At 61.1% G+C, this 11,675-nt stretch carries 6 protein-coding genes and 1 tRNA gene; 3 read left to right on the top strand and 4 right to left on the bottom strand.

The window, feature by feature from the left end; genetic code table 11:
- Positions 1-8 precede the first annotated feature (8 nt).
- Both trxA and RH950_RS17105 read right to left on the bottom strand, forming a co-directional pair.
- Positions 9-914, bottom strand: a complete 906-nt coding sequence (gene trxA, locus RH950_RS17110) for a thioredoxin (protein ID WP_350058944.1) — start codon at positions 912-914, stop codon at positions 9-11.
- 92 nt (positions 915-1,006) lie between these two features.
- Positions 1,007-1,546 (bottom strand): prolyl-tRNA synthetase associated domain-containing protein, encoded by a 540-nt coding sequence (locus tag RH950_RS17105; RefSeq protein ID WP_350058943.1) that lies wholly within the window; start codon positions 1,544-1,546, stop codon positions 1,007-1,009.
- Between the two features lie 212 nt (positions 1,547-1,758).
- Between RH950_RS17105 and RH950_RS17100 the strand changes: the two genes are divergently transcribed.
- Positions 1,759-1,833, top strand: a tRNA-Gly gene (locus RH950_RS17100).
- Between the two features lie 39 nt (positions 1,834-1,872).
- On the opposite strand, the gene RH950_RS17095 is transcribed toward RH950_RS17100, so the two are convergent.
- Positions 1,873-2,778 carry a DMT family transporter gene (locus tag RH950_RS17095; RefSeq protein ID WP_350058941.1) on the bottom strand — a complete coding sequence of 302 codons (906 nt, stop codon included), beginning with the start codon at positions 2,776-2,778 and terminating at the stop codon, positions 1,873-1,875.
- Positions 2,779-2,964: 186 nt separating this feature from the next.
- Here RH950_RS17095 and RH950_RS17090 point away from each other — a divergent pair, with 186 nt between their 5' ends.
- Entirely contained in the window at positions 2,965-3,201 is a 237-nt protein-coding gene (locus tag RH950_RS17090; protein WP_350058939.1) for an HP1242/YdcH family protein, read from the top strand.
- A 5-nt stretch (positions 3,202-3,206) separates the two neighbouring features.
- On the opposite strand, the gene RH950_RS17085 is transcribed toward RH950_RS17090, so the two are convergent.
- On the bottom strand, positions 3,207-6,503 hold the full coding sequence (locus RH950_RS17085) for a response regulator (protein ID WP_350058937.1): 3,297 nt from the start codon (positions 6,501-6,503) through the stop codon (positions 3,207-3,209).
- Between the two features lie 311 nt (positions 6,504-6,814).
- On the opposite strand from RH950_RS17085, the gene RH950_RS17080 reads away from it, so the two are divergent.
- Entirely contained in the window at positions 6,815-11,674 is a 4,860-nt protein-coding gene (locus tag RH950_RS17080) for an NAD-glutamate dehydrogenase (protein ID WP_350058935.1), read from the top strand.
- The last annotated feature ends 1 nt before the right edge of the window (position 11,675 follow it).

The following is an 11,675-nucleotide window of genomic DNA, read 5'->3' as shown; positions in this document are numbered from 1 at the left end:
CTGCGGGTTCAGGAAAACAGCACCGTCGAAAGACGGCGCCGGCCCTGAAGGGTGACCGGGTCGGTGTGACCAAAGGATTCGAAGAACTTCACCAGCTGCTTGCGGGCCTTCTGTTCTTCCCATTCGCGGTCACGGCGGATGCACTCGATCAAGGCCTCGACGGCGCCCTCGCGGTCATTCGACGCGAAGCGTGCCATGGCCAGATCATAGCGGGCCTGCTGATTGTCCGGGTCGGCTTCGACAGCGGCCAGCAACGCGGCTTCCTCGCCGGCATCCTGGCTTTCGGTCGCAAGTTCAAGCGCCGCAATGGCGGCCTGCACTTCCGGCGCTTTCTTGAAAGCGTCCGGCAGGTCGTCGATAATCTGCTGCGCCTGCTCCACCTGTCCGATCACGACCAAGGTGCGGATCAGGCCGGCAGTGCCCCGGACATTTTCTGGATCGTGCTGCACCACCTGGCTGTACAGGCCACCGGCGCCCTGCGCATCGCCTGCCTCAAGCATCTTGTCCGCGGCGTCCAGCGCTTCGTCCAGCGGGGAGTCTCCCGCGGCGCCGCCGGTCAGCCGTTTGACGAATTCACGGATCTGGCTTTCCGGCAGAGCGCCTTGAAACCCGTCCACCGGCTGGCCCTGGAAAAAGGCGAAGACCGCCGGGATCGACTGCACCCGCATTTGCTGCGCAATGGCCGGATTCTCGTCGATATTGACCTTGACCATGCGCACGGCGCCACCGGCGTCGCGCACCACCTTCTCGAGCATCGGGCCGAGCTGCTTGCAGGGGCCGCACCAGGGAGCCCAGAAATCGACGATGACCGGAACGTCGCGAGACGCTTCGACAACATCGGCCATGAAGGATTTGGTGTCGGAATCCTTGACCAGGTCCGCAGCGGCTGGGGCAGCGTTGATGAGAGTTTCCATGCCTGTCGTCCGTTTTTTCTTATCCGGTAAAGATTGGCCGCAGCCGTCACTTGGCAAGCCCCCCGACCGTATTCAACAGCCGGAGGCCTTGCTCAGTTCAGCCCTGCGAGGTCGAGAATATCCGGCTCGTATCCGAGATTCCTGAGAAATGCCAGAAGCGAGCCGGGCGAGACCGCGATTGTCATGTCGTTGGACAGAGGGTGATAGTTGAGCGGGTCGAAGGTCAGCATTTCCTTGTCGAGCACAACGGTAACCTGCCGCTCCGCATCGTTGAACAGGGCAAACGGCGAGACCGCACCCGGGATCACGCCGAGATATTTCATCAACCGGTCGGGACTGCCGAAGGACAAGCGGGCGCCGCCAAGGGCTGCTCCGAGCTGCTTCAGGTCGATCGGCCGGTCCTCGAGCGTCACGACCAGCCACATCTTGCCCTTGCGATCCCGCAGAAACAGGTTCTTGCAATGACCGCCCGTCAATTCACCCCGGAGCGCCTTGCTGTCTTCCACGGTAAAAAGCGGCGGGTGGCGATGCAGGTCATAGCCGAGCCCCAGCCCGTCAAGATGGGCCAGGAGTTCATCCGGTGTGCTTGGCCCGGATTGCCCGTTGCCGGAGACTGATTCACTCTCGGACATAACGCGTCGCGTCCCCCACTGATCGATATACGCTGCGCCAAACGCAAATTCCACGTTCTGGGATAGCCGGAAAATGGGGATTTTCCAAGGCTTTCCTGGCATTTTGGTCTCTCGCGCAAACAGCTGGAAAAAAAATAATTTCGAGGCTTGCAAAGCCAAGAACAGTTTGTATTATCGCGGCCTCTCGACGGCATTGCTGAATGCCGGTGGATGCGGGCGTAGCTCAGGGGTAGAGCATAACCTTGCCAAGGTTAGGGTCGTGAGTTCGAATCTCATCGCCCGCTCCAATTTCTCCCAAAAGAGAATCGAGAATCGAACGGCGGCGCTCAGCCGCCGTTTTCGCGTCTGCGGCGCCGTGCGAGCACTGCTTCACGGTGACTGATGTAGATGGTCGAACAGAAGATCACCGCGCCGCCAAGCCAGACCCAGACCGTCGGCTCCTCGCCAAACAATATGAAACCCGCCACAGCAATGAGCGGCAGCTTGATGAATTCGAGCGGCTGCAATTGACTGATCTCGGCCAGGCTGCAGGCCCTGGTCCAGCACACATGGCCGGCGGTGCCCGCGCCCGCCAGGCAGAACAGCCAGAGCCAGGTCATCGGGTCGGGCCAGGTCCAGACAAACAGGGCCGGGATCAGGGAAAACGGGCTCTGCAGCAGCACCATCCAGATCACGATCGCCTCCGGCCGTTCGGTCGCGGTGAGCTTCTTCACGACCAGGGCCGTGATCGAGATCCCGACCGCATTGCCCAGTGCCAGCAGAGCGCCGAGCGAGATCGCCTCCATGCCGGGCCGCAAAACCAGCAGCATGCCGACGAATCCGGCGGCGAGCGCCGCCACACGGCGGGCCCGGATCACCTCACCCAGGACAAGGACGGCACCGATGGTGGCGAACAGCGGCGCGGTAAATCCCAAAGCCGTCGCCTCGGCCAGGGGAATCATGGTGATCGCGGCAAAACCGGCGGCCATGGCCGTCAGATTGATTGCCGCACGCAAACCGTAGAGACCGTATTTATTGGTTCTGAGAACGGAAATGCCTTGCCCCATGATCCAGGGCGCCATCAGCACGACGGCAAGGAAATTCCGGAAAAACACCACCTCGAGCACATGCATGTTCTCTGACGAGAGCCGGATGAACACCCCCATCGAAGTGAAGAACACCATCGCCATGCTCATCAGCAGCGTTGCCTGAACCGGCACCGGCAACCTTGTGAAGGCGGCGAGAATGAACATATCGAAATGGCCTGAGGGCGAATGGGAGCCCGAGACTATCCCGCCCCGAACCGCTTGACCAGCAAGCAGGCTTTCATCGGGCCGAAGCCTGCTTCGTGATCTGGATCAAAGATTTCAGGTCTGTTCCGGTGTTCCTATCACTGCAGACGATCTTGCGATCATGAATGACCTGCCAGGAGGCCGATGATGTCCCACGTTCCCCACGAGCTTGCCGAGGAATTCCCCGATGCTGCAGAGAAGATTCACGCGCTGAAGCTCAACGATGCCCACTTTGCCAAGCTTGCGAACGCCTATCATGAGGTGAACCGGGAAATTCACCGGATCGAAGCGGAGATCGAGCCCGCATCCGACGCCTATATTGAGGATCTGAAGAAAAAGCGACTGGCCATGAAGGATGAGGTTGCAGCCTTCCTGAGCCCCTGATCCGGTCAGCCCTCGACGAGGTCGGTCTCGAGCAGGTCCAACCCCTGCAGGTGGGCTCGGGTTTCAGCCAGTGCGGCCTCGATGCCCCGCTCGAACCTGCCTTGCGCCGCGGTGACCGACGATGCGGATGCATCCTTGTCTTGCACGGCTTTTTCCAGATCGGCGGCGGCGGCGCTAAGCGCCAAAAGGCCAAGATTGCCGGAAACACCCTTCACCTGATGGGCAAGGCGTGCCGCCGCAGTCAGATCACCTGATTCGAGCTGTGACCGCAGGTCAGTTACCACCTCAGCGTTCTGCCGGCAGAACTCGTTGAACAGTTTTGCCGCCATATCGGCCGTGCCGAGAAGCTGCTCCATCTTGTCAAAGGGCGCAAATCCACCGGATGCAGGCTGCTGCTCCACCGTGTCCTCATCCATGGCCGACGGCGCGGCAAGGGCGCGTTCCGGGCGGGCAGCAGACAGAGCGTCGAAGAGCTTCTCCTCCGAAATCGGTTTGGCGACATGGCCGCTCATGCCCGCGGCCAGGCATCGCTCGACCTCGGAGGTCATTGCATGTGCCGTCGCCGCGATGATCGGCAGGTCCGCAAACCGGGCATCGTTGCGAATCAACCGAGTCGCCTCGATGCCATCCATAATGGGCATCTGAATATCCATCAGCACGGCATCGAAGCGGCCGGGGTCTGACTTGGTCACGGCTTCCACCGCCGCTTCGCCGTCGCCCACCAGCTCGACATCGACGCCGATCCCTTTCAGCATGGCTTGGACAACCTGCTGATTGATCAGATTGTCTTCGGCAACGAGGATCCGCATTCCCTGCAAGCGCACGGCAGCAACGCCCGCCAGATCGCGACCGGCGTCAGACGGATCGCGGTTTTCCAGAAAAGCGTCCAGAAGTCTGAGCAGGCGATTCTGCGAGATCGGTTTCGTCAGCACCGCTCTGGCTCCGGCGTGACGTGCGTCGTCGCCAAGCGCCTCCGGATTTGCCCCTGTGACGAGAACAATCTTCGGTGCGGTGGCACCCTTGAGCGATGTCAGGATATCCCGGGTGGCCCGAACGCCATCACCGTCAGGCATGATCCAGTCCATGAAGATGATGTCAAACGGCTTGCCGGTGCGGCCTGCTTCGGAAACCGCCGAGATCGCCTGTGCCGCCGAATCCGCTTCCTCGACCTCCAGTCCAAAAGACCGCAGCATTCCGGACATGACCAGCCGGGCGGTCGGGTTGTCATCAACGACGAGAGCCCGCCAGGACCTGAAACGCTCGGCGTCCAGTCCGCCGGCCAGGAGCGGCGGCATCGGCACATCGAAGGGCAGCACGACGTGGAACGTGCTGCCCTTTCCGGGCGCGCTGTCGAGCCAGATCCGGCCTCCCATACGGGTCGCCAGATCCAGACAGATCGAGAGCCCGAGCCCCGTTCCGCCAAATTGCCGGGTGGTCGATATGTCTGCCTGGGCGAATGGCTTGAAGACCTTGCTCTGCTGATCGGCTGTCATGCCGATCCCGGAATCCTCGACCCTGAAATGAAGCGATACGTGCCCGTCGCTGACCTCATGCGGATGCACGGAGAGCTTTACCTGCCCGGTCTTCGTGAATTTCACGGCGTTGCTGCAGAAATTTGTCAGAATCTGCCCGACCCGCAATGGATCGCCATGCAGATCAACCGGCATGTCTGGATCGATCTCGATTTCGAAGGACAGGCCCTTCTCGTCCGCCCGGTCCTTCGCCAGCCCGCCGACCTGTTCGATGACTTCCCGCAGGTCAAAGTCCGTTGCGTCGATTTCAAGCTGACCCGCCTCGATCTTCGAGAAATCGAGCACGTCATTGATGATCCCCATGAGAATCTGCGACGAGGACACAATCTTTCTGACGAAATCGCTTTGGTTCTCGTCGAGCCGTGTTCGCTCCAGCAGCCGGCTGAGGCCGACGATGCCGTTCAGCGGCGTGCGGATTTCATGGCTCATGTTTGCCAGGAAGCCCGATTTTGCACGGTTGGCGGCCTCCGCCTCTTCCTGACGCTGCTTCAGCTCCGTGATGTCGACCCGGAACGAGAGGAATCCGCCATCCGGCGTGCGGGCATCATGAATCCGGATCCAGCGCCCGTCCGGCAGAGCTTGTTCAAAGGCGGGACCCGGCTCTCTGAATTGGTGCATCCGCAAGGCAATCCATTCTTCCTCGTGCCCGACCGCTTCGGGGATCTCGCCGGATCTTGCTGCCGTACGGATGATATCCTCGTAGCGGTTTCCGGGGAACATCACCTGTCCGGCGCTGGGATAGAGCTCCCTGAAACGCTCGTTGCAGATCACCATCCGCATGTTGCGGTCATACAGCACAAAAGCGCCATTCATGGCATTGAGCGCGATGCGCAACTGCCGTTCCGCCTCGGTGGCCATTTCCTTGGCCTCGATCAGGCCTGCTTCCTGCGCCGCAAGGGTTTCCAGATCCCGGCGGCGGCGGTCCTGAAACAGGCCGATGCCGGCAAGCAGCATCGCAATGGACGTCCCGATCACGCCGACGGGGATCCAGATTTCCCAGTAGACCGATGCCGGCACGGCCCAGCCGCCTTTCGGGCGCCCCGCCAGATACCAGCTCCCGACCGGCAGGTTGACCTGCTGCAAAACGGGCTGGTCTTCGTAAATCGTGGCGTCGCCGAAAAATACGGGACCGTCCAGGCCGGTCCCGTCGCGCCCGCGGATGGCAAAATCGAAATCCACCGCGTTCTGGTCAACGCCGGCAACGGCATATAGTTCGTCAATGTCGATGACGGCCGAGACCAGGCCCCAGAAATAGTCGTTCCCATCCTGGTCCTTTGCAAAGACCGGATACCGCCCGATGGCGCCGACGCCGCCTTGCAGCAGCGTAAGAGGCCCCGCGAGCACAAGATCGCCTTTGTCGCGGGCCAGGAACGCCGCGGCGCGCTGTTTCTCGTGCTTGCGATAGTCGAGCCCGACAGCCGCTTCGTTGCCTTCGAGGGGGTAGATGTATTGCAGCACAAGATCTGGCGCTGCGGCGATATTGCGAAGTTGTAGCCGCTTGGTGAACAGGCGCTCCGCTATGAGGGAGAACCGCTCCCGCGAAATGTCCGGATCGGCAGAGATAACGGCGGCAAGCCCGCCGACAAGACGCAGGTTTGCGCCAATCGTCCCTTCAAGGCGAGTCCGAAGGAGATTGAGCTCACTGGAGATGTGGGTTTGCGTCCCCACAAGATAATTCTTCCGGGACTCCTCCGTCAGAAGAATCCCGATCGCAATGGCCGCCACGACAGCTAGTGCGGCAGGCACCATTGAGATAATTCGTCCTCGCATTCTCTCTTCCAGAACAGTTCCCCCGAGGAGGACTTTTCCCCGGCGAGACGTTTCATCTCCAGCAGATCATGGACTTGGCCGGTTACGAAACCCTTAAGCTGCGACGACTGTCCTCGGATCGGGACAGATCGCTTTCTGACAGCGCCCTCTGATATGACAGACAGGTGCCATTCGCGCGCCCGTCAGAGAGTATCGCTTCGCCAGTTCCATTATTAGCCGGAATTTCAATAATTTGACGCTTCAGCGACCGATTCAATTGCGTTAGCCTGTTGGCAATTGAGCTCAAGCTCATGGTGGCGGGAGGAAATCGCATGCGCGATAAGTTGCACACCCTGAAGCAAGAACTTGTCGACGGCGTTACCGCACTGGCAGAAGAGCGGATCGCGACAGACAAAAAAGCCGAGGCTGAAAGCTTCATCAGGCAATTCTACGCTAATGTCGCGCCGCAGGACATTTTGTCCGAGGAACCGGAAGACCTGTTCGGCAGCGCATTGTCAATCTGGTCGTTCGGCAAGACCCGGGCGCCCGGCACCACAAAGGTCCGGGCCTACAATCCCCGGTTCGAATCCACCGGCTGGCAGTCACCCCACACGGTAATCGAAATCGTCAATGACGATATGCCGTTTCTGGTGGATTCGGTCACCACGGCGCTGACCGCTCTGGATCTCACGGTGCATCTCGTCATCCACCCGATCCTCGGGGTCGAACGCACTGCTGCCGGCAAGGTCCAGTCGCTTCTGGGTCTCGGCGAGACCAGCGACGGCATGATCCGGGAATCCTTCATGCAATTGCGCATCTCCGAGCAGAGTTCGGCAGAGGTTCTGTCCGACATCGAAGCCGAGCTCCTCTCGGTTCTCGATGACGTGAGGACCTCCGTCGAGGACTGGCGGACGATGCGGGAGAAGGTCCTCGATGTCGTCACCGAGATCGGCGTGCGCGAGACCCCCCACAACCGCGAGGAAGTCAGCGAGGTCATCGATTTCCTGCGCTGGATCGAAGATAACCACTTCACCTTCCTCGGCTATCGCGAGCTCGATTATGTCGGCAGCGGCAAGAGCGCGCATATGCAGGTCGTCGACGGCACGGGCCTCGGCATATTGCGCAAACCGGAAACCAGTGTTTTCGGCGGATTGCGCAATCTTGGAGAATTGCCGGACGATGTCAGAGCCTTCCTGACCAGCCCCGACCTGCTGCTCATCATGAAGGCCAATCGCAAGGCCCGGGTGCACCGGCCGGTCCATATGGACACGATCATCGTCAAGAAGATCGACAAGACCGGGAAGGTCACGGGCGAGCACCGCTTCATCGGCCTCTTTACCTCGGTTGCCTACAACCAGAGTCCCGGCGAAATCCCGATGCTGCGGCAGAAGGTCCAGCGGATCGTTGCCCAGGGCGGCTTTGCACCGGAAAGCCACGACGGAAAGGCCCTGCTCAATATCCTGGAGACCTATCCACGCGACGAGCTCTTCCAGGCCAGCGAGGATAAACTCCTGGCCACGTCGATCGGTATTCTGCAACTGCAGGAACGCCAGAAAACAGCGCTGTTCATACGCCCCGACCCGTTCGAACGATTCGTTTCCGTAATATTATTCGTCCCGCGCGACCACTACACGACCCAGATCCGCGAAAAGTTCGCCGACATTCTCTCCCGGGCCTTCGACGGACACATCTCGGCGTTCTACACGCAGATGTCTGAATCCGTGCTTGCCCGACTTCATTTCATTGTCGGAACGGAACGTGGCGCCGTACCCGACGTGGATATCGAGGAACTGGAGCGGCGCCTGACAGAGGCTGCCCGATCCTGGTCCGACAAGCTGCACCAGGCCTTGATCGAGGCCAAGGGCGAGGAGAGCGGCAACGCCCTGCACCGGCGATACCGGGAGGCCTTCCCGTCTTCCTATCGCGAGGCCTACAGCGCCCAGGGCGCGATCTTCGATATCGACCGGATTGAGGAAACCATGGTGGACGGCCGTCTCGCCATGAACCTGTTCCGGCCGATCGGGTCCGAGGAGACTCAGCTCTATCTCAAGTTTTTCCATATCGACACACCGGTACCGCTGTCCGACGTCATGCCGATGATCGAGAATATGGGCGTGCGGGTACTCAGCGAGCGGCCCTATGAAGTCGCCTCGAAAGATCTCTCCAACGCGGTCTGGATTCACGATTTCGAAATGCGGCTCCGCAGCGGGCAAAGTGTCGAGATTGAATCCCTGCGGCAGCCCTTCCATGACGCTTTCGAAGCGGTCTGGACCGGAAAGATGGAGAATGACGGGTTCAATATCCTCATTCTGCAGGCCGGCCTGACCTGGCGTGAAGTCGCCATGTTACGGGCCTATGCAAAGTATCTGCGCCAGGCGGCCTTCACCTTCTCCCAGTCCTATATGGAAGAGACCCTGGCGGAGAATGCCGAGGTCGTGAAATTGCTGGCACGGCTGTTTGAGGCCCGGTTCGATCCGGCGGTCGAAGACTCGACGCGGACCGCGGCGGCGGAAGCAATCACGGCCGAGATCGAGGCGGCGCTGGAAAATGTCGTCAATCTCGATCAGGACCGGATCATCCGGCGCTTCCTGAACCTGATCCAGGCGACGATGCGGACCAACTACTACCAGCCGGATGTGGACGGAAACCCGAAATCCTACATGTCTTTCAAGCTGGACAGCCAGGCGATCGAAGATCTGCCCCTGCCGCGCCCGCTGGTGGAAATCTGGGTCTTCTCTCCCCGGACCGAAGCCGTGCACCTGCGCGGTGGCCGGGTCGCCCGCGGCGGCATTCGCTGGTCGGACCGGCGGGAGGATTTCCGGACCGAAATCCTTGGCCTGATGAAGGCGCAGCAGGTGAAAAACGCCGTCATCGTGCCCGTGGGCTCCAAGGGCGGATTCGTGGTCAAGCGCCCGCCCGCCGACGGCACCCGCGAGGCCATGCAGGCCGAGGCGATCGAATGCTACAAGATCCTGATGCGCGGCATGCTGGATATCACCGACAATATCTCCGGCACCGATATCATTCCGCCGCGGCATGTTGTCCGGCATGATCAGAACGACCCCTACCTGGTGGTCGCCGCCGACAAGGGCACGGCAACCTTCTCCGACATCGCCAACGGGGTCTCCCAGGAATACGGCTTCTGGCTCGACGACGCGTTCGCATCCGGCGGCTCGGCCGGATACGACCACAAGAAGATGGCCATCACGGCGCGCGGCGCCTGGGAATCCGTGAAACGTCATTTCCGGGAGATGGGAACGGATATCCAGACCACGGATTTCTCCGTGATCGGGGTCGGTGACATGAGCGGCGACGTGTTCGGCAACGGCATGTTGCTGTCGAAACACATCAGGTTGGTCGGCGCCTTCAACCACATGCATATCTTCTTCGATCCGGCGCCGGACACCGCGAAAAGCTGGGCGGAGCGTCAGCGGCTGTTCGATATGCCCCGCAGCAGCTGGACCGACTACGACGCCAAGCTGATTTCAAAGGGCGGCGGGATTTACCCGCGGTCACTGAAATCGATCGAAACCACGCCGGAAATGAAATCCGTGCTTGGCATCAAGGCTGACAAGGTCACTCCGAACGACCTGATCCGGGCCATGCTGATGGCCAAGGTCGACCTGCTCTGGTTCGGCGGCATCGGCACCTACGTCAAGGAACACAGGGAAACCAGCGCCGACGCGGGTGACCGGGCGAACGACTCCCTGCGCATCGATGCCAGGGAAATCGGCGCCAAGGTCGTCGGCGAAGGGGCCAATCTCGGCGTCACCCAGCGCGCCCGCATCGAATACGCGCTCGCCGGCGGGCGGATCAATACAGACGCCATCGACAATTCAGCCGGCGTCGACTGCTCGGATCACGAGGTCAATATCAAGATCCTGCTCGGCGGGGTCGTCACGGACGGCGACATGACCCGCAAGCAGCGGGACAAGCTGCTTGAGGAAATGACCGACGAGGTCGCCACCCTTGTGCTCAAGGACAATTACGACCAGAGCCAGGCCCTGACCATGGCGGTCTCCGAGGGCACCGCCCTGCTCGATGCCGAAACCAGGCTGATCCGGGAGCTGGAGCGCAGCCATCTGAAGCTGAACAGGGCGGTGGAGTTCCTGCCGGACGACGAAACGCTGGCCGAACGCCTGGCCGAAGGGCAGGGCCTGACCCGACCGGAGCTGGCTGTGCTGCTGGCCTATGCGAAGATGGAACTCTATGACGAGATCCTGCCGTCCGATCTGCCCGACGATCCGATGCTGGCGGAAGACCTGATCCGGTATTTCCCGGCCCGCCTGCACGGCAAGATGAACGACGCCATCCGCAGGCACCGGCTGAAACGCGAGATCATCGCGACCTATGTTGCCAACAGCATGATCAACCGGGTCGGCGCCACCTTCGTCAACGCGGTGCGCGAGCAGACAGGCGATGGCTCTCCGGATATTGCCCGCGCCTATACGGTCGCCCGCGACGTCTTCGGCATCCGCAAACTCTGGTCGGCGGTCGAGAACCTGGACAACAAGGTTCCGGCAGTCGTGCAGACCGAAATGCTGCAGGACATCAAGCGTCTGGTCGAGCGGGCGGCGGTCTGGTTCCTGCGCAACGAACGCCGGCCCTTCGACCTGCAGACCCTGACCGGCACCTATCTCGATGGCGTGGCCGAGCTGACCGCGAAGCTGGACAAGGTCCTGACAGATTCCCATCGCAAGGTTGTGCAGAAGAAAGCGGCAAAACACGAAGCTGCCGGCGTGCCCAAGGATCTGGCCCGCGGTGTCGCCAGTGCGGATATCCTGATTTCCGGCTGCGATATCGTCCGGCTGTCGGGCCAGACCGGCGAAAGCGTGCTGCAGGTGGCCGAAGTCTATTTCGCCGTCGGTCACGAATTCTCCCTCGACTGGTTGCGCGAGCGCGCCGCCCAGGTCGTGGCCGAATCCCACTGGCAGAAGATGGCGGTCGCCGCCATCGTTGACGACTTCTACAGCCACCAGTTCCAGCTCTGCCAGAATGTGCTTGCCGAGCGCAGCAACGGCAAAGGCCAGAAAGCGGCGGCCGGCAAACTGATCGAAAAGTGGCAGGGGACCCGCAGTGACGCCGCGTCCCGGATGGACCGGCTGTTGGCCGACCTGAAAGCGGCAGACGGCGTCGATCTCTCGATGCTGGCCGTTGCGAACGGCCAGTTCCGCTCGCTGCTCGCGCACTAGC

Origin of the sequence: Nisaea sp. (assembly GCF_040217065.1) — a bacterium.
Classification (GTDB): Bacteria; Pseudomonadota; Alphaproteobacteria; order Thalassobaculales; family Thalassobaculaceae; genus Nisaea.
This window is presented reverse-complemented; position numbering and strand designations above follow the sequence as displayed.

Coding starts and splice junctions, on each gene's coding strand:
- trxA (WP_350058944.1), bottom strand. CDS start 914: ATGGAAACTCTCATCAACGCTGCCCCAGCCGCTGCGGACCTGGTCAAG.
- RH950_RS17105 (WP_350058943.1), bottom strand. CDS start 1,546: ATGTCCGAGAGTGAATCAGTCTCCGGCAACGGGCAATCCGGGCCAAGC.
- RH950_RS17095 (WP_350058941.1), bottom strand. CDS start 2,778: ATGTTCATTCTCGCCGCCTTCACAAGGTTGCCGGTGCCGGTTCAGGCA.
- RH950_RS17090 (WP_350058939.1), top strand. CDS start 2,965: ATGTCCCACGTTCCCCACGAGCTTGCCGAGGAATTCCCCGATGCTGCA.
- RH950_RS17085 (WP_350058937.1), bottom strand. CDS start 6,503: ATGCGAGGACGAATTATCTCAATGGTGCCTGCCGCACTAGCTGTCGTG.
- RH950_RS17080 (WP_350058935.1), top strand. CDS start 6,815: ATGCGCGATAAGTTGCACACCCTGAAGCAAGAACTTGTCGACGGCGTT.